Source organism: Streptomyces sp. CA189 (assembly GCF_056428985.1).
Window position 1 is genome coordinate 1 of sequence record NZ_JBWJVM010000035.1, and the last position, 20,983, is coordinate 20,983.

Annotated in this window: 23 protein-coding genes and 3 pseudogenes; 17 read left to right on the forward strand and 9 right to left on the reverse strand. The window is 69.4% G+C overall.

All coding sequences use genetic code 11. From position 1 onward, the window contains the following. The first annotated feature begins 166 nt into the window (after positions 1 to 166). The 3 genes from AC061S_RS24395 to AC061S_RS24405 are packed head-to-tail and all read left to right on the forward strand — an operon-like array spanning position 167 to position 2,135. Complete coding sequence (locus tag AC061S_RS24395; RefSeq protein WP_478688049.1) at positions 167 to 1,201, forward strand: glycoside hydrolase family 6 protein; 1,035 nt, start codon at positions 167 to 169, stop codon at positions 1,199 to 1,201. Positions 1,202 to 1,237: 36 nt separating this feature from the next. After that, entirely contained in the window at positions 1,238 to 1,783 is a 546-nt protein-coding gene (locus AC061S_RS24400; protein ID WP_478688050.1) for a DUF6232 family protein, read from the forward strand. Positions 1,784 to 1,787: 4 nt separating this feature from the next. Next, positions 1,788 to 2,135 carry a hypothetical protein gene (locus tag AC061S_RS24405; protein WP_478688051.1) on the forward strand — a complete coding sequence of 116 codons (348 nt, stop codon included), beginning with the start codon at positions 1,788 to 1,790 and terminating at the stop codon, positions 2,133 to 2,135. Between the two features lie 24 nt (positions 2,136 to 2,159). Here the strand turns inward: AC061S_RS24405 and glxA are convergent, their stop codons facing one another. From glxA to AC061S_RS24420, 3 genes are all read right to left on the reverse strand, one after another. Further along, positions 2,160 to 4,178, reverse strand: a complete 2,019-nt coding sequence (glxA, locus tag AC061S_RS24410) for a radical copper oxidase GlxA (protein WP_478688052.1) — start codon at positions 4,176 to 4,178, stop codon at positions 2,160 to 2,162. 3 nt (positions 4,179 to 4,181) lie between these two features. Next, the gene (locus AC061S_RS24415; RefSeq protein WP_478688053.1) at positions 4,182 to 5,945 is read right to left on the reverse strand and encodes a glycosyltransferase family 2 protein; all 1,764 of its coding nucleotides are present in this window, start codon (positions 5,943 to 5,945) and stop codon (positions 4,182 to 4,184) included. 168 nt (positions 5,946 to 6,113) lie between these two features. Beyond that, entirely contained in the window at positions 6,114 to 6,740 is a 627-nt protein-coding gene (locus AC061S_RS24420) for a C39 family peptidase (RefSeq protein WP_478688054.1), read from the reverse strand. A 56-nt stretch (positions 6,741 to 6,796) separates the two neighbouring features. Between AC061S_RS24420 and AC061S_RS24425 the strand changes: the two genes are divergently transcribed. Both AC061S_RS24425 and AC061S_RS24430 read left to right on the forward strand, forming a co-directional pair. Then, positions 6,797 to 7,120, forward strand: coding sequence for a hypothetical protein (locus AC061S_RS24425; RefSeq protein WP_478688055.1), 324 nt, complete (start codon positions 6,797 to 6,799; stop codon positions 7,118 to 7,120). Continuing rightward, positions 7,117 to 7,605: a hypothetical protein gene (locus AC061S_RS24430; protein WP_478688056.1), complete on the forward strand. Its 489-nt coding sequence runs from the start codon at positions 7,117 to 7,119 to the stop codon at positions 7,603 to 7,605. Before AC061S_RS24425 ends, AC061S_RS24430 begins: the two co-directional genes overlap by 4 nt. A gap of 92 nt (positions 7,606 to 7,697) precedes the next feature. On the opposite strand, the gene AC061S_RS24435 is transcribed toward AC061S_RS24430, so the two are convergent. Both AC061S_RS24435 and AC061S_RS24440 read right to left on the reverse strand, forming a co-directional pair. Beyond that, a complete protein-coding gene (locus tag AC061S_RS24435) occupies positions 7,698 to 8,447 on the reverse strand; it encodes an excalibur calcium-binding domain-containing protein (RefSeq protein WP_478688057.1) in 750 nt (249 codons plus the stop codon). A 247-nt stretch (positions 8,448 to 8,694) separates the two neighbouring features. Next, a pseudogene (locus AC061S_RS24440) lies at positions 8,695 to 8,859 on the reverse strand (thiamine-binding protein); the annotation flags it as partial. A 61-nt stretch (positions 8,860 to 8,920) separates the two neighbouring features. Here AC061S_RS24440 and AC061S_RS24445 point away from each other — a divergent pair. From AC061S_RS24445 to AC061S_RS24475, 7 genes are all read left to right on the forward strand, one after another. After that, entirely contained in the window at positions 8,921 to 10,384 is a 1,464-nt protein-coding gene (locus AC061S_RS24445) for a recombinase family protein (protein ID WP_478688058.1), read from the forward strand. Positions 10,385 to 10,985: 601 nt separating this feature from the next. Further along, the gene (locus AC061S_RS24450) at positions 10,986 to 11,564 is read left to right on the forward strand and encodes a recombinase family protein (protein WP_478688059.1); all 579 of its coding nucleotides are present in this window, start codon (positions 10,986 to 10,988) and stop codon (positions 11,562 to 11,564) included. Between the two features lie 337 nt (positions 11,565 to 11,901). Continuing rightward, positions 11,902 to 13,116, forward strand: coding sequence for a helix-turn-helix domain-containing protein (locus AC061S_RS24455; RefSeq protein WP_478688060.1), 1,215 nt, complete (start codon positions 11,902 to 11,904; stop codon positions 13,114 to 13,116). A 275-nt stretch (positions 13,117 to 13,391) separates the two neighbouring features. Beyond that, a complete protein-coding gene (locus AC061S_RS24460; protein WP_478688061.1) occupies positions 13,392 to 13,622 on the forward strand; it encodes a DUF7848 domain-containing protein in 231 nt (76 codons plus the stop codon). Positions 13,623 to 13,809: 187 nt separating this feature from the next. Further along, on the forward strand, positions 13,810 to 14,097 hold the full coding sequence (locus tag AC061S_RS24465) for a hypothetical protein (protein ID WP_478688062.1): 288 nt from the start codon (positions 13,810 to 13,812) through the stop codon (positions 14,095 to 14,097). A gap of 130 nt (positions 14,098 to 14,227) precedes the next feature. Further along, positions 14,228 to 14,374 (forward strand): hypothetical protein, encoded by a 147-nt coding sequence (locus tag AC061S_RS24470; protein WP_330299914.1) that lies wholly within the window; start codon positions 14,228 to 14,230, stop codon positions 14,372 to 14,374. 6 nt (positions 14,375 to 14,380) lie between these two features. Further along, positions 14,381 to 15,544, forward strand: a complete 1,164-nt coding sequence (locus tag AC061S_RS24475) for a methyltransferase domain-containing protein (RefSeq protein ID WP_478688063.1) — start codon at positions 14,381 to 14,383, stop codon at positions 15,542 to 15,544. A gap of 70 nt (positions 15,545 to 15,614) precedes the next feature. Here AC061S_RS24475 and AC061S_RS24480 read toward each other — a convergent pair. Together AC061S_RS24480 and AC061S_RS24485 are read right to left on the reverse strand one after the other, a co-directional pair. After that, a pseudogene (locus tag AC061S_RS24480) lies at positions 15,615 to 15,752 on the reverse strand (thiamine-binding protein); the annotation flags it as partial. Then, positions 15,749 to 16,093, reverse strand: coding sequence for a DUF3817 domain-containing protein (locus AC061S_RS24485; RefSeq protein WP_422524762.1), 345 nt, complete (start codon positions 16,091 to 16,093; stop codon positions 15,749 to 15,751). The gene AC061S_RS24485 and the pseudogene AC061S_RS24480, both read right to left, overlap by 4 nt. A gap of 138 nt (positions 16,094 to 16,231) precedes the next feature. On the opposite strand from AC061S_RS24485, the gene AC061S_RS24490 reads away from it, so the two are divergent. After that, entirely contained in the window at positions 16,232 to 16,870 is a 639-nt protein-coding gene (locus AC061S_RS24490; protein ID WP_478688064.1) for an AIM24 family protein, read from the forward strand. Next, positions 16,870 to 17,520 carry an AIM24 family protein gene (locus AC061S_RS24495; protein ID WP_250744760.1) on the forward strand — a complete coding sequence of 217 codons (651 nt, stop codon included), beginning with the start codon at positions 16,870 to 16,872 and terminating at the stop codon, positions 17,518 to 17,520. Before AC061S_RS24490 ends, AC061S_RS24495 begins: the two co-directional genes overlap by 1 nt. Before the next feature lie 45 nt (positions 17,521 to 17,565). Here the strand turns inward: AC061S_RS24495 and AC061S_RS24500 are convergent. Continuing rightward, positions 17,566 to 18,609: pseudogene (locus AC061S_RS24500) on the reverse strand (RNA-guided endonuclease InsQ/TnpB family protein); the annotation flags it as partial. Between the two features lie 158 nt (positions 18,610 to 18,767). Here AC061S_RS24500 and AC061S_RS24505 point away from each other — a divergent pair. The 3 genes from AC061S_RS24505 to AC061S_RS24515 all read left to right on the forward strand — a co-directional run bounded on the left by AC061S_RS24505 (position 18,768) and on the right by AC061S_RS24515 (position 20,810). After that, positions 18,768 to 19,580, forward strand: a complete 813-nt coding sequence (locus AC061S_RS24505) for an AIM24 family protein (protein ID WP_478688102.1) — start codon at positions 18,768 to 18,770, stop codon at positions 19,578 to 19,580. A gap of 69 nt (positions 19,581 to 19,649) precedes the next feature. Next, positions 19,650 to 20,126 (forward strand): MarR family winged helix-turn-helix transcriptional regulator, encoded by a 477-nt coding sequence (locus AC061S_RS24510; protein WP_478688103.1) that lies wholly within the window; start codon positions 19,650 to 19,652, stop codon positions 20,124 to 20,126. 120 nt (positions 20,127 to 20,246) lie between these two features. Beyond that, entirely contained in the window at positions 20,247 to 20,810 is a 564-nt protein-coding gene (locus AC061S_RS24515; protein WP_478688065.1) for a PepSY domain-containing protein, read from the forward strand. A gap of 75 nt (positions 20,811 to 20,885) precedes the next feature. On the opposite strand, the gene AC061S_RS24520 is transcribed toward AC061S_RS24515, so the two are convergent. Continuing rightward, positions 20,886 to 20,960, reverse strand: a complete 75-nt coding sequence (locus tag AC061S_RS24520; RefSeq protein ID WP_099895366.1) for a 50S ribosomal protein bL37 — start codon at positions 20,958 to 20,960, stop codon at positions 20,886 to 20,888. Between the last annotated feature and the right edge of the window lie 23 nt (positions 20,961 to 20,983).

Here is a 20,983-nt window from a genome sequence, read left to right on the forward strand (position 1 = left end):
CGGGCGAACCGGGGGTCCCCCCGGACGGAGTCTGGGGGAGGGTAGGGGACCAAGCCCCCACAGCAGCACCCGTACGCACGCGGCGCTGTCGCACCCCGCCCCACCTGCCCCCATGTCACGATGACCCGGCCCGCAGCCGCCCGCCCCTTCGCCCCGAGGAAGCCGGATGCCAGCCCCCCGCAGACGCCGCAGCCGCCCCGCCACCCTCCTCACGGCCGCCCTCACCCTTGCCCTGGCCGCGACAGCGGCTTGCACCCCCACCCCCGCCGCGCAGCCGGAGTCCGCACCGCCCCACCGCCCCGCGGGAGTCGGCCTCGTCGACGAGTCCCCGTTCTGGGTGGACCCGCAGAGCGACGCCGCCCGCCAGGTCGCCGCCTGGGAGGCACAGGGCCGCAACAGCGACGCCCAGGTGCTGCGCCGCATCGCCGACCGGCCAATGGCCCTGTGGGGCCCGGCCGGCGACCCCGGCCCCGAGATCCGCCGGGCCCGGGCGGGCGCCCGCGCGGCCGGCCGCACCCTGGTCCTCGTCGCGTACAACATCCCGTACCGGGACTGCGGGCAGCACTCGGCGGGCGGCGCCCGGGACGCCGCCGCGTACCGGAGCTGGATCGGCGCCTTCGCCGACAACATCGCCGACGCGAAGGCCCTGGTCGTCCTGGAGCCGGACGCGGTCCCGCACCTCGTGGACGGCTGCACCGGGGCCGACCGCCGGGAGGAGCGGCTGCGGCTGCTCTCCGAGGCCGTCGACCGGCTCAAGCGCAACAAGAACACCAAGGTCTACCTGGACGCCGGCAACCCGGCCTGGATCCCGGATCCGAAGAAGCTGGTCGACCCCCTCTACGAGGCGGGGCTCGACCGCGCCGACGGCTTCTCCCTCAACGTCTCCAACTTCCAGCCCAGCGCGGCCGGCCGGGAGTACGGCGCCGCCCTCTCCAAAGCCACCAAGGGCAAGCACTTCGTGATCGACACCAGCCGCAACGGCGACGGCCCCCTCCGGGGCGACCGCGGCCAGGCCTGGTGCAACCCGCCGGGCCGGGCACTGGGCACCCCGCCGACCGACGGGACGGGTCACCCGCTCGTGGACGCGTACCTCTGGGTCAAGCGGCCCGGCGAATCCGACGGCACCTGCCGCGGCGGCCCGCCGGCCGGCACCTGGTGGCCGGACTACGCCCTGGGCCTGGCCCGCCGCTCCACGGACTAGATTGGCCGAATTCCCCTTGCCCTACGGGGAGTTGAGATGGATCCTGTGCGCTACGAACACGGCACCGGGGGGTCCGTCATATCCGAGCACGAGGTCATCGAGGTCCGCGTCGCACGACGGGTGCTCTGGGTCGGCGCCGACGCGTTCCCCATCACCAACATCACCCGGGTCAGGGCGCTCAGCATGACCCCCGCCCGCGCTGCGGCCATCTCGGCCTTCGTGAGGTTCATGATCCTCCTGGCGCTCGTCACCGCCGGGGGCGTGACCGCCTTCCAGGACACGGATGGCGCGGGGCCCGCCGTGGGCGTCGCCGCCGCGACCATCGCCGCGATCCTGGCCAAACGGCTGTACTCGGTGCTGAGCACCAAGACCTACTACGTCCTGGTCATCGAGACCGGCGGCGCCGCCCACCCCGCCCTGGTCAGCCTCGACATCGCAGAGGTACAGGGCCTCGTCCTCAAGATCATGGACGCGATCGACGATCCGAACGCCGCCTTCGCGATCAACGTCCAGAACCACATCGGGCACATCGGCGACAACATCGACATCTCCGGCGGCACCAACGTCACAGGGAAGAGGTGACCGGATGATCGGCAACGAGCAGCCCCGGGTCCATCACGTCGGCGACAACATCAACATCTCCGGCGGCAGCAACGTCACAGGGAAAGTCGTGAACACCTATCACTCGCCCCAAACTGCGCCGCCGGCCCTCCAGGACGTGATCAGACTCATCGAGGCCCTTCGCGGGCAGGTCTCCGGGGACGACCTGGCCGACATCGACGCGTCCCTGGAGACCGTCCGCGAGGGCGAGGCCGCCCGCCCCGGGGCCGTGCGCCGGGCGCTCGACACCGTCCTGCGGGTCGCCACCGCGGTCGGCGAGGTCGGGACGCCCGTGATCGCGGCGATCGGCCAGTTCCGCGCCCTGTCCGCCTGACCGGCAAGATCCGGAGGAGACGGCCTAGTTCAGCCAGCCGTCCCGCGAGGCCGCCGACGGCGGCTCCGGCGGTGCCGGCTCCGGGGCCGGCCGCACCCGGACCCACTTCGCCACCGACGGGGTCCCGTCCGCGTCCGTCACGAACAGCATGTACCAGCCGGGCGGCACCAGCGTCGGGTCCGCCGGCACGGCGACCGTCACCGCGTCGGCCGTCTTCTCCAGCCCGAGCTCGATCGAGCGCTGCTCCACGTCGGTGGTGTGCGTGACCGCGCTCGGCCGCATCAGCCGGGCCCGCTCGATCCGCTCGGCCCCCGGTGCCCGGAAGGTGGCGGAGCCGCCGAGCTCCACCTCCTCGGGCCCCTCCCCGAGCACCGGCCGCAGCGCCGGGTCCCGGTGCAGGTACGGCGGGCTGTACACCTCCAGCCGGTGCTCGAACCTGCCCAGCCTGGTGTTGTCCTTGTCCGCGAAGAGCGGGTCGGACCCGAAGGTCGCCACCCGCCCGTCGGGCAGCAGCAGCGCCTCGGAGTGGTAGTTGCGCCCGACCGTCGGGGCCGCGGCGGCCACGAAGGTGTCGGTGCGCGGGTAGTAGAACTGCGCCTTGCGGATGTCGCTGGCGCCCCGGCCCCGGTAGTCGGCGGAGCCGCCCGTGGTGAAGAGGGAGTCGTCGGGCAGCAGCACGCTGTTGAGGTAGCGCACGCCCTGCGGCAGCCGGGCCGTCGACCGGAAGACCGGCACCTCCGCCTTGAGGTCGACGACGGCCGTGCGGTCCGTGGACAGTCTGGACTCGCCGACTCCGCCGCCGCCGAGCACCATCACCTTCTGGTCCTGCGCCGGGGCCAGCAGTACGGACGAGGAGGTCTCCAGCTGGTCGGGGTCGGCCAGTCCGCCGATCTTCCGGTACTGGTTCGTCGCCAGATCCCACACGCCCGGCTCGCGCCCCTTGCCCTTGGGCCCGTAGCCCGCGTTCGAGCCGGTGTAGAGCAGTTTGCCGCCCTGGGTGAGGAAGAGGGCGGGGTAGGTCGGGAAGTAGCGGAAGGGCCCCTTGGACCACTTCTTGGTCTTCGGGTCGTAGTACTCGTTGTCGCCGGGTACGACGTCGCCCACGTCGTTGAGCCCGGACACCGCGAGGACCCGCCCGTCCTGGAGCCCCACGAGGGTCGGATACCAGCGGGCGTCCCTCATCGGGTCGACCGGTACGTACTTCTCCGCGACGGGGTCGAACTCGTAGGCGGACTTGATGCCCTGGAAGTCCTGCTTGTCGGCGCTGAGCCGTTCCGCGAGCCCGTAGACGGCGGCGGCGTCCTTGCCGGTCAGCCCGGCCACCGTGTACTGGGCGGCCTGGGTCGTGAGCCCCGCGGCGCCCTCCCGGACCGCCTCCACGAAGACCCGGGCCTCCGCCGCGACCACCTTCGTCTTCCACGGCATCATCTGCCCGCCGCGCCCGTAGGCGATCTCGAACGTCCGGGTGGCCTTGGGGACGGTGACGGCGAACTTCGACACGTACTCCACGCCGGAGGGGGACCGGAAGACGGTGCCCTTCGCCAGCCTGACCGCCTTGTCGGGGCTCTCGTTCTTGACCCGCATGCCGCCGCCGGCCCGGGTGACCTTCCCGTCGAGCACCTCGTAGCGTGCGGTCCCGCCGGCCACCAGGAGCTGTCCGCCGGGGAGTTGGCTGTGGCCCGAGCAGAAGAAGTCCTCCGGGGTCGGGATCTTCTTGAAGCTGTCGTCCTGCGGGTCCCACAGGACGGTCGAGAAGCTGCCCCTGTCGAAGTTGCGCTGGTCGTTGCCGGAGCCGGCGATCAGCAGCACCTTGCCGGTGCGCAGCAGCGCCGCGTGCATGGCGTTGATCCGGTACCCCTCGGGGAGGCCGACCAGCCCCCACGAGCCGTACTGGACCCGGTAGCCGGCCTGCCCGATCTTGTACGAGTGGTAGCGGTCCCCGGCGAAGGAGAGCGCGGCGGGCGCGTTGAGCGCGAGCAGCAGGGCGGCGGCTCCGGCGCCCAGGGCCGTCTTCTTGAACTGCTTCGAAGGGCGGTACTCCATGGCTCAGCTCCCTCCCGCCGTCGTCGCGAACGCCTGCTCCGGCTCCTCGCCCGGCTCGGGGCCCCCGCCGGGCGCGGCCCGGGCCGTACGGGCGCGCAGCTCCGTCACGGCCCATACGGCCGGCGGGGCGAGGGTGACGGCCAGGGCGAGCACCGCCCAGACCCGCATGGCCGCGTGGGTGTGCTCGTAGCGCACGGAGGCCGCGAGGGAGACGAGGAGGACGGCGGCCCAGAAGAGGTGGACGCGGAAGGTCGCGGGCCGGTCGGGACTGGCGGTGCCGCCCTTGGGGGTGACGATGAAACGGCCCCGGGTGCGCAGGACCGCCGAGCCGAGCGACATGAGGTAGATGGGGGCACAGACGGCCGACATCGCCATGCCGGCGAGGCCGCCGGAGCCCTCCGGCTCGTGGGGCGAGACGTTGTGGCGGCGGTTCCACAGGTACAGGCCGACCTGGAGGGCGGCGGCGTCGGTGTAGAGCATCAGCCAGACCTCGGAGGAGACCTGGGTGCCGGAGGCTCCGAACCACAGGAACAGCACGCAGCTCAGGACGCCGAGGAGCCAGTTGACCGCCGTCATCGGGTAGTAGACGAGCATCAGGGTGTAGTTGAGCCAGCGGCCCGGGGGCATCCGGAAGCAGCCCCGCCAGTACTGCCGCAGAAGGGTCTCGTACGTCCCCCTCGACCAGCGCAGCTGCTGCGTGAAGAAGTCGGTCCAGGTGCTCGGCCCCTCCCCCACGGCGAGCACGTCGGGGGTGTAGACGGAGCGCCAGAACCTGCCGGTGCCGGGGTTCCTGCTCCGGTGCAGCTCGAAGCCGGTGGCCATGTCCTCGGTGAGGGAGTCGTAGAGCCCGCCGACCTGCCGCAGCGCGCTGATCCGGACGGCGTTGTTGGTGCCGACGAACATGGGGGCGCCGTAGCGGTTCCCCGCGCGCTGGATCAGCGCGTGGAAGAGGTACTGCTGGGACTCGGCGGCCTTGGTGACCGGGGTGGTGTAGTTGCCGTAGACCTGCGGGCCGACGACGAAGGCGATGTCGGGGTCGCGGAAGAAGCCGAGCATCCGCTCCAGGTACTGCGGGAGCGGCACGTGGTCGGTGTCCACGGAGGCGAAGTAGTCGTAGTCCCCGCCGTGCCGGGCCAGCCAGGAGTTGTAGTTGCCGTGCTTGGTCTTCGCCCGGTGGGCCCCCTCGGCCGTGTTCCACTCGGCGACGCCCCTGCGGGTGAAGTGGCGCACGCCGAGCGCCGCGCACAGCTCCTTGGCCCCGGGGTCGTCGCCCTCGTCGAGGAGCCAGACGTCGAGCGGCCCGTCGTGGCGGACGGCCACGGCCCCGCGCAGGGTGGCGGCCGCCATGGAGAGCGGTTCCTTGCCGGGGACGTAGGTGGTGAGGAAGGCGACGCGGGTGCCGGGCTCGGCGGGGACAGGGACGGGGTCCCGGGCGACCATCGTGGCGTGGGCGATCGAGACCACGTTGACCACCATGAAGAGCATGATCAGGGCGACGGATCCGAGCATCACGGCGTCGAGCCGCACCAGCCAGTCCTCGCCGCCCTCCCGGACGGTCCGGTGCGTGGGCCAGACGAGGTAGAGCAGCAGCCCGGTGGCGGCGACGGGGGCGAGCGTCATGAGCGCGACGGCCCGTATTCGGGTCCGGAGGTCCTCGCGCGCGAGCAGGGAGCGGTACCTCACCCGGTAGGCGACGGCGGGATCCGGCTGCTCACAGGGGCCGGCCAGCCGGCTGTGGGTCTCGTAGTCGAAGGCTTCCTGCCGCACGGTTCCTCCAGCGCTCGAAACCGAGGTACGTATCCCAACGAAAGGGGAGACGCCTCGGCCTGTCGAACTGGGTGCACCCACCCGGGCGGTTCCGTTCCGTGCCCTTGCGGACGGGGCCGAACGGGTGATGACACCGGGACGCGGCGACGAGGGGGCCCGGCGCGCCCGTCAGCCGGCCCGGCCGCCCAGCAGGATGCCGCGTCCGGCGTAGAAGCGGTCCAGGTCGGCCCAGGGGACGGGCGCGTACTGCTGGGAACCGTCGGGGAAGCCGGAGGGATTGTGCACCAGGACGGCGTCCTCGGTGGCCCCGACGGCGAGCACCAGGTGTCCTCCCCGGGCCTCCACCGCGGGGACCAGGGTACGGACGGCCCAATGGACCGAGAGCATCGCCAGACCGCCCCCGGCGAGCGTGTCCCGGACGGTCCGGTGGTCCAGTACGGGCGCCGAGCGGGCGTCCAGGCCCCAGCGGGCGGTGACGTACTCGGCGAACGGCTGGTAGATCAGCCCCTTCACGGCGTCCCCGTCCACCACGTACGCCCCGGCCCCGCAGAGCTCCTTCACCAGCTCCACCGAGGGCGGCACCGGGACCCCCAGCCGGCCCAGCGCCATCCGCAGGCAGGCCACCCCGCACATGCGGGGCGCCCAGAAGGCGTACTCCTCGGGGGACTCGGCGCCGGACCCGGCCCACAGGGGATCCCGAGCCGCGTCGGCGCCCGCGACGAACTCCGGCACCAGCGCGGCGGACTCCCACTGGGAGTAGTACGGAACGGCGTGCTTGATCACGGAAGGGGTCATGGCTCCGAAGTCTGCCAGGCCTGACAGGGGCGTAATACGCGTCATACACTACGGCTGTGGCCAAGACCAGGATCAGTATCAGCCTTGAGCAGGAGCAGGCCGAGCGCATCAGGCGGCACGCCGAGCACGCCGGCCTGGACGTCTCCGCGTACCTCGTGCACGCCGCGACCCGGCAGATGGCCGAGACCGAGGCCGTAGAGGCGCAGTTCGCCGACGTGGACGCCTTGATCGCGGCGGCCGAAGCCGAGGCCGCGAACGCACCGCAGGCGGACGCGGCCGTCCCGGAACTGACGGAGCAGGAGCGGCGGGAGGTCGAAGCGGCCCTCGGTCTCGTCTACGGGGCGGATCGATCCGGTGCGCGTCCCGGAAAAGCCGCGTGAGCGTGGGCAGGGTCCCCGTCTACGACACCGGGATGCTCATCGCTCTCGCCGACCGCAAGGCCAAGGCGGTCCACCTGCACGAAGCCCTGAAGGAGACCCCGCACCGGGCCCTCGTCCTCGGGCCGGTGCTGGCACAGGCGTGGCGCCCCCAACCGGCACTGGTCCGTGCGCTGGCCACGACGCTCAGGGACTGCACCGTGCCACAGGCACGGACTTCGGCCCCGCCGATGCGCGAGACCAGGGCGGGCCGCCCGGAGTGCATCGCCTGCGCGACGGGGTTCGACCTGGCGGACTGGCGGCGGGTCGGCACCGCCCTGGGGGAGGCCGAACTCCCCCCGAAGAAACGGCCGGATGCAGTGGACGCCGCCGTGGCCCTGGCCGCCGCGAAGCACGGCAGTGCGGTGATCTTCACCAGCGACCCCGAGGACATCACCGCGTACCTGTCGGTACTCAATCCGCCCGACGTGCACGTCCACGCCGTGTGAGCCGGCGGAACGCGGGAGCCGACGGGACGTGTGATCCGACGGGTCCCGCGATCCGGTCAGCCCCCGGCCTCGGCGACCGTGGCACGAGCCCGCTACTCGCAGGCCACACCGTCGCCGTCCCGGTCCAGGTGGCGGCCGTAACCGGGGTCGCCGCTACGGATCGGGTCGGCTCCCGCGGCGCGAACGGCGGTGCAGTTCTTGTAGGAGACGCTGCCGCCTCCACCGCCGGTGGAGGATCCGCCCGAGGAAGAGCTGCCCGAGTCGTCCCCGTCACCCGGCGCTTCAGGTGTGGGTTCGGGGTCCGGATGCAGCCGGGCGCCTGCCGCCGCCGGGCAGGCCGTGCCGGGTGCCACGACCTTGAGGTGGGCGCTCGTGGTCTTCGGGGCCTGGATCTCCTTGCCCTCGGCCGGGTCCTGGAAGCAGACCTTCCAGCCGGCCGCGGCAGCAGGCAGCGTGACGTCGGCGTACGCGCTCTCCGGTACCACCGACTGGAGCCCGACCGGCTCGAGGGTCTCGGTCGCCTTGGCGAAGGTGAGGCCGATGACCTTCGGCATCTTCGGGTAAGCCGGGGCCGCGGTCGCCGAAGGCGCGGGTATCACGGTCGCCGAAGGCGAGGGCGTCGCGGTTGCCGAGGGTACGGGTAGGGCAGCGGCCTCCTGGGTCACCGCGGCCTGCGGCTTCGCGTCGGTCCCGGTCTTCTCCGGCGGATCGCCCAGGAAGGGGGTGAAGAACCAGAGGCCGGCGAGGACGGTGGCGGTGATCTTCTTGCCCTTGCTCCAGCCGCTGGTCCACGCGAGGGCGATGCCACCGGGCGGAAAGACGACGAGCAGGGTGATGATCACTGCCGGATGGTGCCACCAATGCCGTGAGGGCGCATGCGGGTGAGGGTACGGCGGCGGGTAGGTCACGGGGCGTCCTTCTGCTGATGCGTGCCGGGCCCGGCGATCGTACATACATGCGAAAGTTGTACCGATCAGTACGAAATATTGGCCCCGGATCGGCCCCGGACACGACGAAGCCCCTCGAATCCACCGGAACGATCTCCGGAGAACCGAGGGGCCGCGCGGGAGCGAGGGGCTCGCGGGTGGCTCAGCCCCCGGCGAGGTGGCGTTCCACCGTTTCCACCTTGGACGTCATGCCGTCCGTGACGCCGGGGCGGATGTCGGCCTTGAGGATGAAGGAGACCCGGGGCGCGCGCGCCTCCACCGCGGCCACCGCGCGCTTGACCACGTCCATCACCTCGTCCCACTCCCCCAAGAGAGGGCACCTCTGACAACATGGAGGTCCCGTTTATGGGGTGGGAGGGGATTCAGGCATGCGCATTGCCATTTACCTGCGGTTGTCGCGAGAGTCGGACGACTCCGCATCTCTGGAAACGCAACGCCAGGCGGCCCAGCGGTGGCTGGTGGCGAACGGGTACGACCCCGACGACGCCGTGGAGTACCCGGACGCCGGGGTCTCCGGCGCCAAACCGCTTGAGGCGCGCGAGCAGATGAGCGCTCTCATGGCCGCTCGCCCCGATCTCGTCATCGCGTGGAAGCTGGACCGATACGCGCGCAGCGTGTCCGAGTTCCTCCGGCTCATCGCATGGGGCGAGCACTACGGCGTGAAGATCGCCACCACTGACGGCACGATCAACACACTCACCCCCACCGGTCGCATGGTGGCCGTGGTCCTCGCGGCGCTGGCCGAGTGGGAACGGGAGATGATCAAAGACCGCATCACGGAAGGCCACGCCACCCGTCGCCAACAAGGTCGATGGGCATCGGGGCGCGCTCCTCGCGGATACCGGATCGTGCGACGTGACGACGCCGCCTACCTTGAGGTGGACCCCGAGCAAGCATCGGCCATCCGGGACGCCGTAACCACCCTGGTGAACGGCGGAACGGTAGCCGGCACCGCCAGGATCGTCGGAGTCAGCGAACCTCAGTGGCGACGGCTACTGAAAGCCCCGACACTGCGCGGCCAGCGAGCCCACAAGGGGAAGCTGATCACGGCGGCCGATGGCGTCACGCCGGTTCAGTTCGCTGACCCGATCCTGTCGGCTGCGGAGTTGAAAGCGGCGCGGGATCGAATGAACGCCCTGGCCACGGGCAAGGATCGCGCCCCGCGACGTGCGACGCCGATGTGCTCCGACATGGCGACGTGCTACCGGGGCTGCAAGCTGAACGGTGGCACGTCGGACAAAGGCATCCCCCTCTACCGCTGCAAGGCGGGCCACACCACCATCTACGCGGAGACTCTCGACCAGCGGGTAGAGGGCGACTTCCTGACCGTGTTCGGGAAAATGCGGGAAGTCCTGGTTCACCTTGAGGGCGGCAACGACCTGTCGGCGGACATGGAAGAGCTTCAGGAACAAGCCGACCGAGTGGCTGATCGCATGGCCACCGCTGGCGTGCTGATGATGCCAACCCTTGAGCGCAAAGCGAAGGAGCTGGAAGCCGCGTACGCCCGTCTGCTGGCCGCACACGACCCGGATCCCCGAGAGGTCTCGGTGCCGACCGGGCGCACGATGGGGCAGGCATGGGAGGCCGAGGACACGGCAGGACGTAGGCGTCTGCTCACTCTCCTCAATCTTCGCGTGACCCTTCACCCACGCGAGGCGGCAGACCGCCTGTCGGTTAAGTGGGGGCCTGACGAAGAGGACGCCGCACAAGCCGCGCTTGACGCCATCGACCGGGATGAGTCCGAAGAACCGACCCCCAGGTCCGCCCGCCTGACGCCGGAGATCCGGCAGGACCTCTTGAACGACATCGCATGGCAGGAAAGTCGCCTGTAGTCGTCTGAGCGCCTGTCACGGCCCGTTGCTGGGGAAACCCGGTGGCGGGCCGTTCAGCTTCCTGACGCCGTGGAAGTCACGCCATTCCGCCACTCGTCGCCTGATGCATCGTCCCCCGTCGACGGCTATGCAGGAAGCCCGAAGGGAACCTCGTGGCGACGTTGGCTGCATAACGTCACAGAAGCACTCACTTCGCTACCCCCTGTCGCCAGAGTGTGCCAAAGTGCGCCACCTCACCCTGTTTTCATTTTCTACTAAACGCGTAAGAGAGAAAGTGAAAAAGGCAGTTGGTTCGGCACTTCCAACCCTGGTGCACCGAGGCGTCGACGTGGGCGAGTGAGGTGGCGTAGGCAGGGGGATGGCCCCCAAGGGCAGCCCGAGCCACCGTCAGGTGTCTGCCCTCCCCGGTCCGTACGGGTCTGGCAGTTGCGGACATCGGGGAGTCGTGGCGCAGCGTGACGAGTGAAAAGTGTCGCAGAAACGATGGTTTACGAGACGGCCCAGCCGACGCCCCCAAGGGCCCGGATTGACGTTCAAAACTCGTCTCAAAACCTGCCGGAAACCCATGGTGTTGTGAGACGAGTTCTGAGACGATGTGGTCATGAACGCGCCCACGGGACACCTCATCGGTTACGCACGGGTCAGCACGGATGACCAGGAAGCTCAGTTGCAGCATGACGCGCTTGCCGCAGCGGGGTGCGCGCGGGTCTTCACGGACAAGGCGAGTGGCAAGAACACGGACCGCCCTGAGCTTGCAGCCGTACTCGACTACGTGCGCCCCGGGGACACGCTGTGCGTGTGGAAGCTGGACCGGTTCGCTCGCTCGCTGATCGACCTGGTGAACATGGTGGACGCTCTCGCTGTCCGTGGGGTCGGGTTCAAGGTGCTGACGGGGGCGCTGGCGAGCATCGATCCGAACACGCCTGACGGTCGCCTGATGCTTCAGGTGGTGGGCGCCATGGCGGAGTTCGAGCGGAGCCTGATCAAGGACCGGACGCGTGCGGGTCTGGACGCTGCCAGGGCTCAGGGGCGTGTGGGTGGGCGTCCGGCGGTGATGGACGCTGACAAGCTCGCTGCCGCCAAGGCTCGCAAGGCTCAGGGCGAGAGCGTCACGGCCATTGCCAAAGCGCTCAAGGTGTCCCGCGCGACGCTGTACCGGGCGCTGTCCGACACTGAGTGACCCGAAACAACCTGAAAGGCCGTCTGTCCACGCTGGCAGGCGGTCTTTCGTCTGTCCGGCCATGGGGGCAGGGTGTGATCAAAGTTCAGGCGAAACCCTTCTGGCGACCCTGGCCACAGCTCGGAAGGCGCGCCCTGCGTGCAATCTCGTTTTCCTGCCCCTGCGCTCCGCCAACCTGGCGAAACGGCCGTAAGGCGGCGCGAGAACGACCAGTTTAAGGGGTGCGCAACGCCCCCGAAGCGCCCTGATCAGGGACCGGAACGTGATGGCGCTTCGGCCCTTGTACGGGTTTCCGGGTCACTGCCACCGACGTGATGTTTGGGCGTAGCTTCGGGGCATGGCTACTGAGCACCTGGGCGACCGCATGGCGAGGCTGCGCCGGTTCGCTGACCTGACGCAAGAGGGTCTTGCCGGACGGTCCGGCGTGTCCGTGGACGTGATCCGGAAGCTTGAGCAGCATCGGAAGCACAGCGCACGGTTGCCGACGCTGCATTCGCTCGCCAAGGGGCTCGGCGTGGAGCTGACTGCCCTACTGGGGGACCCGCCAGGCGTCCCGTCGAGCGGTGAAGCCGACCCGCCCCAACTCGTAGCCGTCCGGCGCGCCATCATGCCCCCGATGTTCGCTCCGCCTGTCGATCCTGCGGGCGTCGAGCGGCTCTCCCTGCCGCTTCTGAGGACGGAACTGGCCGAAGGGTGGACGCTGTACCACTCGGCGGAGTTCGGCCGTCTCATGGACGTCCTGCCGGGCATCATCGCGGACGCGCGGCTACTCGCTGCGGTGGGGAATCCGGAGCAGAGGGCAGCCGGCCAAGCGGCGCTGGGCAAAGCGCTGCAACTCGGCGGACATCTGGCCATCCGGCTAGGCAAGACGGACCTCGCTCTCTCGGCGCTGGAGCGCGCCTACGGTGCTGCCGGGGACTCGTCGGACCCGTTGCTTGCCCCGATGGTGTCGAACTCGGTTGCGTGGGCCTATCAGCGGCAAGCCCGATTGGATGACGCGCGGAATCTGGCCGTGCACGCTGCGGACGGGGTGGAGCGGGAGCACACGGATACGTCCGAAGGTGTCCGCGTGTGGGGCGCACTGCTGATGTCTGCCGCCACGTCGTACGCACGGAGCGACGACTACGAGACCGCCAACGACATGATGGTCACCGCTGAGAAAGCGGCGGACCGCCTTGCCAAGCTGCCGCCCCCGGTAGACGGCAAGCTCGTCTCCGTGTTCAGCCGCTCATCGGTCCGCATCGAACGCGTACGTCTAGCCGTCCAGCATGAGCGTCCGGAAGAGGCGTTGAAGCTGTCCAAAGGCATGCGCCTATCTCCGGACACGCCTCCGTCGTGGCGTACGTGGCTGCTCTTGGATGTGGCGCGCGCCCATACCGATGTGGGCGACGCGGAGGGTGCGGTGAAGGCTCTGGAAGCGCTCAGGCGAGTTGCCCCGGGCTGGATGCGGCACCACACCCTGGCGGTAGCCATCGTGAGTGATCTGTGGGCGGGGCCCGTGCGGCCTGTCGGTCTGCGCAAGCTCGCCGAGTTCCTTGGAGTGGATCAATAGCGTTGCGAGAGTAGGACGTTACGTCCCTGTGGATCACTCCTATCCGGCGAGAGCATCGAGCATCCGGCGGGTTACTCAAAGGGGTGCGGCATGGCGACGGCAGCACAGCAAGAGGCAGCACGAACCGACCCGCTCGAACCGGTCCCCGTACCCGGATGCGGGATGTGCCTTGCGCTGGCCACGGCCCGTGAGATCTCTCGGGAAGCCGATGACCCGTGCTCCGTGGCGGTGCAGAACGAGGAGCTCCGCAACCACCCGCACCGCCGGGACGCGGCATGAGCGTGATCTCGGTGATGCGCTACATCACGTACGTCATGCGGCGGCATCCGTCCGCCGAGACGACCGCAACGGCGCGGTGCCTGAACCCTGACTGCAACTGGACCGCCGAGCCGACCGGGAACACGGATGTCTGCACCGACATGTGCATTCAGCACACGGGCCGCACCGGCCACATGGTGTTCCTAAGAGAGTTCTCGGAAGTCGCCGTGGTGGAGCGTGCCCAGTGACCGACGACAACGAGCACCAGGACCACGTACTCCCCAGCCGGCGGAGCGCGTTAGCCGTAACCCTCGGTGCGGTCGCATGGATTGGCATCGTCGCCTGCATCGTGGCCAAGGGGTGGGGCGCGTGATCCCGGCTGAGCAAGCCCGGGAAGTCCGCTGCGCTCTTCGGGAGATCGCTGCCGAGGAGGCGATGCGTAAGCCGCCCCCGCCGTTCCCTCCCGGCTCGGGCGGCATGTCCAGCCGTTCCCGGATGACCCTCCGGACCACGCGCGTGGTGATCGTTCGGCTGGCTCCCGGGGACTACGAGCTGTTCGCCCGGACCGGTGAGACCCGCGTGATTCGGTCGAACCGCCAGGGCCCGGTCATTCACCGCTCCGCAGCCGACCGAGCCCGGTTCCGCGCCCTCGGCTACTGGGACGGCTTCGGAGTCGAGTACCCGCCCTGCGAGTGCGCCCAGTGCCGTACTAGCCCGCCCTAGATTCCGTCCCTGCCGGGTTGGCCAACTCGCATTCCCCATGGCGCAAGGCCCCTGGTAGGGGCGGGCAAGCCCCCACTCCTCACGGGGTGGGTATTCAACCAGCAGTCACTACTCCACAAGGGAGCACAGCATGCCCAAGCACGGCGGTGGCACCGGATCAGGCCAGGGCGGCAGCCAGCAGGACGACGGCAGCAGCGGCAAGGGGCACGGCGGCGGCGGCACCGACACTGGCAGTGGCGGCAACTCGTCCGACGGCTCCGGCCCCGCGAAGAAGTAGAGGCTAATGACCAAGCGCAAAGAGGAGGTGGGCCCTTCGGGGCTCGCCTCTGCGCTCGTTGCTTCGGGCGCGCTGACATCAGACTGGCTGCATGCCTTCAAGGCAGTCCCCCGGGACATGTTCGTACCCGCACGCATCTGGCCGGGCATCGCAGCAGGTACTCGGCAGAACGCCTTGGTGGACCGAGACACGGACCCTGATGCGTGGCTCACCGCCGTGTACTCCGACATCCCCCTGACGACTCAGTGGGACGACGGCAATCACACTGGCGACGACGTAGGACGTACTCCTACTAGCTCCAACTCTCAGCCCCGCATGGTCTTTGGAATGCTGGGGGACGCAGACGTCCACAAGCCGCACAAGGCCATGGAGATCGGAGCCGGGACGGGGTGGAATGCGGGTCTCATGTCCTTCCGTCTCGGCTCCGAGAACGTCGTCTCGATCGAGTACGACCCAGAGGTCGCCAACGGCGCGATCAGCAACCTTCGGGACGCTGGGCTGTCTCCTCTGGTCATCGTGGGAGACGGACGGCTCGGCTACCCCGAGGGGGCCCCGTACGACCGGGTGATTGCCACATGCTCGATCGGGGAGGTCCCCTACGCGTGGGTCCAGCAGACCGTGGCCGGCGGGATCATCGTGGCCCCGTGGGGAACCGGGTACGGCGGTGAAGCCATCGCCCGGCTTGTCGTGGGCGACGGTACGGCGAGCGGACACTTCACCCGCTCCAGCGCCTTCATGCGCCTACGGCAGCAGCGTGCCGACCGGGCGCAGCATGACGCGTACCTCAAGGGCCGGGAGTGGCCCGCAGGCGGCGTCAGGAGCACCACGACGCTTTCCCCGGCCGACATCGACGGGTGGGTCGAACAGTTCGCGATCAGCCTGCGGGTACCGGGGACGTTCTGGTCCGTCGAGAACTACGACGATGGTTCCTACGTCGTGTGGTTCTACAGCGATGACACGCAGTCGTGGGCGTCCATCGACTACGTGCCCGGGGCGAGTGAGTACCTCGTTGTCCAGTCGGGTCCGCGTCGGCTCTGGGATGAGACGGAAGCCGCATACCGATGGTGGGAGGAGCAGGGCCGCCCGGACTTCGATCGCTTCGGGCTGACCGTCGATAGCAGCGGCGACCGTGCGTGGCTCGATACGCCGGACAACCTGACCCGGGTCTGAGCGCAAAAGCCCCGCCTACGGACTCGGCTCCGTGTGGCGGGGCTCCCCCATGTACTCAGAGGTATGCTCGTTCGCCCTCGATGGTGGTGAACATGGCGTCCGTGCGGTTCGGCAGCCCCGATTCACGGACGACGCGGGCGGCGTCGGCCACGTACTCGCCGACCTCCTCGCCGACGCCCAGCGGGGTCACCGAGAACGCGATCATCATGCGCGGGCCGCCTCACGGGCGCGGGCGGCGAGCACGCCGGCCGATTCGTCGCGCTTGAGCAGGCGGTCGCCGTAGAGCCCGCCGAAGGGGACCAGCGCCAGCAGGAAGAACAGCACGACCTTCTTCAGGGGCCACTTCGCCTTGAACCAGACGTCCAGCAGGAAGACGCCGTAGATGACGAACAGGATCCCGTGGATGACGCCGAGCGGCATCATCAGGTAGTCGATGTCCGAGATCCGGCTCAGCACCGAGCCGAAGATCAGCAGCGCCGGGAACGAGAGCGCCTCCGGTACGGAGATGAGGCGCAGCCGGTGCAGGGCGGAAGCGGTCTTGATGTCCACGTGGAACCTTCGGGATGGATGCCGGGGGTCCGTCCCAGTGTCTCAGCCGCCCCGGGTGATCTTGGCGCGGGGCCCGGCCCGGCGGATATCGGCCAACGGGCCCTGTTCGGTGCCGCCCGCTGCGGATAACGTCTTCCCGTGGCTCAGTTCCGACTCCAAGGCAGCAAGGTGCTCGCCGTCGACCTGACCGGGGACGCCGTGAAAGCGAAAAACGGCGCCATGGTCGCGTACGACGGCCAGATGGCCTTCAAGAAGATGACGGGCGGCGGCGAAGGCCTCCGCGGAATGGTGACCCGGCGGCTCACCGGCGAGCAGATGACCGTGATGGAAGTGCAGGGGCACGGCACCTGCTTCTTCGCCGACCGGGCGAGCGAGATCAATCTGGTCAATCTGCGCGGCGAGAAGCTGTACGTCGAGTCCAGCAACCTGCTGTGCACCGATGCGGGCCTGCGCACCGGCACCACCTTCACCGGCCTGCGGGGTGCGAGCACGGGCAACGGCCTGTTCACCACCACCGTCGAGGGCAGCGGGCAGGCGGCGATCGTGTCCGACGGCCCGGCGGTGGTGCTGCGCGTCAGCGCCCAGTACCCGCTCTCCGTGGACCCGGGGGCGTACATCGCGCACACCGGCAACCTCCAGCAGTCCTTCCAGTCCGGTGTGAACTTCCGCACGCTGATCGGCGAGGGCTCCGGCGAGGCGTTCCAGATCCGCTTCGAGGGCGAGGGCCTGGTCTACGTGCAGCCCAGCGAGCGCAACACCATCGGGGGCGACGTCTGATGCCGTTCCGCGAGATCAACTCGAAGATGGTCGAGGCCCAGGTCGTACCGGGGCAGAAGATGTACAGCCAGCGCGGCGCGATGCTCGCCTACCGCGGCGAGGTCTCCTTCACCCCGAGCCTGACCGGCGGCCAGGGCGGCGTGATGGGCATGATCGGGCGCCGGGTGGCGAACGAGCAGACCCCGCTGATGGAGGTCGAGGGCAGCGGCACCGTGATGTTCGGCCACGGCGGCCACCACATCCAGGTCATCAGCCTCACCGGCGAGACGCTCTACGTGGAGGCCGACCGGCTGCTCGCCTTCGACGGCACCCTGCAGCAGGGCACGATGTTCATGGGCGCGCAGGGCGGGGTCATGGGCATGGTCCGCGGCCAGGTGACCGGCCAGGGCCTGTTCACCACCACCCTCAAGGGCCACGGCTCGGTGGCCGTGATGGCCCACGGCGGGGTCATCGAGCTGCCGATCCACCCGAACCGCCCGATCCACGTGGACCCGCAGGCGTACGTCGCCCACCACGGCGAGGTCCGCAACAAGCTGTCCACGGCGCTGGGCTGGCGGGACATGGTCGGCCGCGGCTCGGGCGAGGCGTTCCAGCTGGAGCTGTCCGGCCAGGGCGCGGTGTACGTACAGGCCTCGGAGGAGAAGCTTTGAATCCTCCCCGCCCTGACGGGCGGGGATTCCTGGCTCACGCTGGCTACGGACCAGCGGCCCGTCAGCTCTTACACGATCAGCACCAGCCGGGTTGAGACCAGCCCGGACCAGCATCACGCGCGCGGAGTTCTTGTCCCTGGCGGACACGGCTCCACACGCGATGCAGGTGTATGTACGTTCAGAGAGAGGTAGTGCGTGCTTGGTTCTCGCTCCGCACTGCGCGCAGTCCATGGTGGTGTGCGCGGGATGGACAAGGTGCACGACGCGCCCGTGCTTGCGCGCCATGACGATCAGCTCGTGCTTGGTCGAACCGATCGCCGCGTCGGCGGCCTTACGGGCCATGGTCGACTTGGCAGGGAACTTCGGGCGGAAGTCCTCAACCGCCAGGACGTCGTGGTCGCGGACCACGGTTTTAGCCCACTTGCGGCCGATGTCCTGCCGCTGCCGGGCCACCTTCCTGTGCAGCTCCGCGGTCAGCCTCTTCGCCGCGTGGTAGCCCCTCGACCCGGGCTTGCCCCTCGCCGGTCTACGGCGCGCCACCATCCGCTCATAGCGGGCAAGCCCGGCAGCCGCTTTCTTCCCGCGTTCGGGGTGCGGGAGGTCATGGGCATCACTGGTGGTGGTCGCGGTCTCCCTCACACCCCAGTCGATCCCGATCACCGCACCCGTTTCCGGAAGCGGCTGCACTTCGGCTGGGACGACGAAGGAGGCGTACCAGTGGCCGAGGCTGTCACGGTAGATCCGCACCGACGACGGATCCGCCGGGAGGCGGCGGGACCACACCACCCTCAGAACGATGCCGGCCGCCAGGTGCAAGCGATCGTCCTTGATCCGGAATCCGCGCCGGGTGTAGTTGAGCGTCGGGTCGGCCTGGTGCTGCTTCTTGAACTTGGGCATCCCGGCCCGCTGCCTCGTCGGCAGCCTGCCCTTCTCGGCGTGGGCCTTCTTCGACCGAGCGCAGCATTCGTTCCAGACCCACCGGCACCACTTCCACTCACCCATCAACTTGGCGAGCGCGGTCGACGACACACGAAGCCGGTAGGTGAATCGGGCATGCCCGACTTCCTCCGCCTTTTGAGATGCCGTCACGCGACCAACCTGGACCAGCCCACTGACAACGCCAGAAAGCGCAGGTCACGGCAGATGCAAGCAGAACTCCGACGATCCGCACCTACGATGGCGGGACCCATTCCTCCCCGGGCTGAAGCCCGGAGCACCCTGGGAGAGACCCGGTGAACTTTGGTCCCGTGACCGGCGGACCGGGAGGTCCGACCGTCTTCGACCCGTACACCCTGCCGTCCGACGACAACGTCAACGCCTACACCTTCTGCGTGGAGCTCAAGGGGAGCCAGTGGTTCCTGCAGAAGGGCAAGATGATCGCCTACTACGGGCGCATCGAGTTCAACGGCATCGGCCACGGCCGGTTCGACCGGCTGCTGCGCACCAGCTTCCACTCGCCGCTGCACGCGAGCGACTGGGTGGTGGCCGAGGGCCAGGGCAAGATGCTGCTGGCCGACCGGGCCTTCGACGTGAACTCGTACGATCTGGACAACGGCAACCTGACCATCCGGTCGGGCAACCTGCTCGCCTACCAGCCCTCGCTCGCGCTGAAGCAGTCGATCGTCCCGGGCTTCCTCACCCTGATCGGGACCGGGAAGTTCGTGGCGGCCTCCAGCGGTCCGGTGGTGTTCATGGAGCCGCCGCTGCGCGTGGACCCGCAGGCGCTGGTGGGGTGGGCGGACTGCCCGTCCCCCTGCCACCACTACGACCACGGGTACATGGCGGGCGTGATCGGCGGCCTGCGCTCGCTGACGGGCGTCGGGGGCTCCTCGGGCGAGGAGCACCAGTTCGAGTTCGTGGGGGCGGGTACGGTGCTGCTCCAGTCCTCGGAGCTGCTGATGCCGGAGCAGGCGGTCGGGACCGTGGGCGCCGGCGCGGCCACGGGCAACGCGCAGGGCGTGCCCGGGCAGGGTGCGCACGGGCAGGGTGCGCACGGGCAGAGCGGCGTACCGCGGATGCCGGGGCAGCTGGGTGATCTCCAGAGGCGCTTCGGACTGTAGGAAACCTCTCACCCCACCGCATTTTTGTACGCATTTCAACTTCTTAGGTAGAGTTCTTTCATGGAGACCATCGAGACCGAGACGGCCACCCCCTGGCTGAACGACGCCGAGCAGTGCGCTTGGCGCACCCACCTGGACGTCAGCAGACTGCTGATGCACCAGCTGGAGAAGGACCTCCAGCCGTTCGGGCTCACCAACAACGACTACGAGATCCTCGTGAACCTCTCCGAATCCGAGGAACACCGGATGCGGATGAGCGATCTCGCGACGTCGACGCTGCAGTCCAAGAGCCGGCTCTCCCACCAGATCACCCGCATGGAATCGGCGGGCCTCGTCCGCCGCGTGAACTGCGAGTCCGACCGCCGCGGGCTCTACGCCGTCCTCACGCCCGAGGGCATGGAGATGATGCGCAAGGTCGCCCCGCACCACGTGGCGTCCGTCCGCCGGCACTTCATCGACCTGCTCCCGCCGGACGCCATCGCCGCGCTGCGCGCCGCGCTCAACCCGGTCGCCGAACACCTGCGCGCGGGCCGCGGCAAGGCCTGAGCCCCCCGGTCGCTCGGCGCGCCCTTCGCGGCGGGTCACCGGACAATGGTGACTACGCACTCGCTGCCGGCCCCGCCGAGCGACCGTAGGCGCACGTGGCCGGCCTGAGGAGGTCCCGTCATGCAGCGCCACACGTACGTTTCGGCGGCCGCGGCCGTGGTCCTGGCACTGGGAGGCCCGGTGGCCGCCGCGGCCACCGCCACGGCCGCCACCCCGACCATCCTGACCGCGGCCACGGCCGCACGCGTCGATGTGACCGCCGAGGCCGCGGCCGCGGCGGCCCTGAAGGCCAACCCCGGTGTCATCGAGTCCCTGGACCGCGACGGCGCGGTCTGGCACGTGGACGTCGTCAGCAAGGACGGCACCCACTCGGAGCTGGAGGTGGACGCCGCGAGCGGCAGTGTCACCAAGGAGAACCAGGACGACGACCAGCAGGCCGACGACTACGCCGCGCTGCTCGCCGCGAAGGTGACCGCCGAGCAGGCGATGAAGACGGCCGTGGCCGCCCACCCCGGCAAGGTCTGGTCGGTGGAGTGGGATGACGACGACAACAGTCGCGCCGCCACCTGGAACGTCGAGGTCAAGACGACCGACGGAAAGACCCAGAACGTCCACGTGGACACCGCCACGGCCAAGGTGGTCTCCTCCGACACCGACGACGACAACGACGACGGGAACAACTGAGCCCCGCGCGCCACACGTACGGAAGCCGCACCCCGTGGACGGGGTGCGGCTTCCGTATGCGGTCAGTGCTCACGGTCAGGCGTTGGGACGCTTTCCGTGGTTGGCCTTCTTCTTCTTGCGGGCTCGCTTCTTGTTGCCGCGCTTCGCCATGAAACCTCCCTGCGTTGGGGCAT

Bases quoted from the DNA above. Each gene is read 5' to 3' on its own strand.
- AC061S_RS24395 (WP_478688049.1), top strand. From the start codon at position 167: ATGCCAGCCCCCCGCAGACGCCGCAGCCGCCCCGCCACCCTCCTCACG.
- AC061S_RS24400 (WP_478688050.1), top strand. From the start codon at position 1,238: ATGGATCCTGTGCGCTACGAACACGGCACCGGGGGGTCCGTCATATCC.
- AC061S_RS24405 (WP_478688051.1), top strand. From the start codon at position 1,788: ATGATCGGCAACGAGCAGCCCCGGGTCCATCACGTCGGCGACAACATC.
- glxA (WP_478688052.1), bottom strand. From the start codon at position 4,178: ATGGAGTACCGCCCTTCGAAGCAGTTCAAGAAGACGGCCCTGGGCGCC.
- AC061S_RS24420 (WP_478688054.1), bottom strand. From the start codon at position 6,740: ATGACCCCTTCCGTGATCAAGCACGCCGTTCCGTACTACTCCCAGTGG.
- AC061S_RS24445 (WP_478688058.1), top strand. From the start codon at position 8,921: ATGCGCATTGCCATTTACCTGCGGTTGTCGCGAGAGTCGGACGACTCC.
- AC061S_RS24450 (WP_478688059.1), top strand. From the start codon at position 10,986: ATGAACGCGCCCACGGGACACCTCATCGGTTACGCACGGGTCAGCACG.
- AC061S_RS24455 (WP_478688060.1), top strand. From the start codon at position 11,902: ATGGCTACTGAGCACCTGGGCGACCGCATGGCGAGGCTGCGCCGGTTC.
- AC061S_RS24460 (WP_478688061.1), top strand. From the start codon at position 13,392: ATGAGCGTGATCTCGGTGATGCGCTACATCACGTACGTCATGCGGCGG.
- AC061S_RS24465 (WP_478688062.1), top strand. From the start codon at position 13,810: ATGCGTAAGCCGCCCCCGCCGTTCCCTCCCGGCTCGGGCGGCATGTCC.
- AC061S_RS24470 (WP_330299914.1), top strand. From the start codon at position 14,228: ATGCCCAAGCACGGCGGTGGCACCGGATCAGGCCAGGGCGGCAGCCAG.
- AC061S_RS24475 (WP_478688063.1), top strand. From the start codon at position 14,381: ATGACCAAGCGCAAAGAGGAGGTGGGCCCTTCGGGGCTCGCCTCTGCG.
- AC061S_RS24495 (WP_250744760.1), top strand. From the start codon at position 16,870: ATGCCGTTCCGCGAGATCAACTCGAAGATGGTCGAGGCCCAGGTCGTA.
- AC061S_RS24515 (WP_478688065.1), top strand. From the start codon at position 20,247: ATGCAGCGCCACACGTACGTTTCGGCGGCCGCGGCCGTGGTCCTGGCA.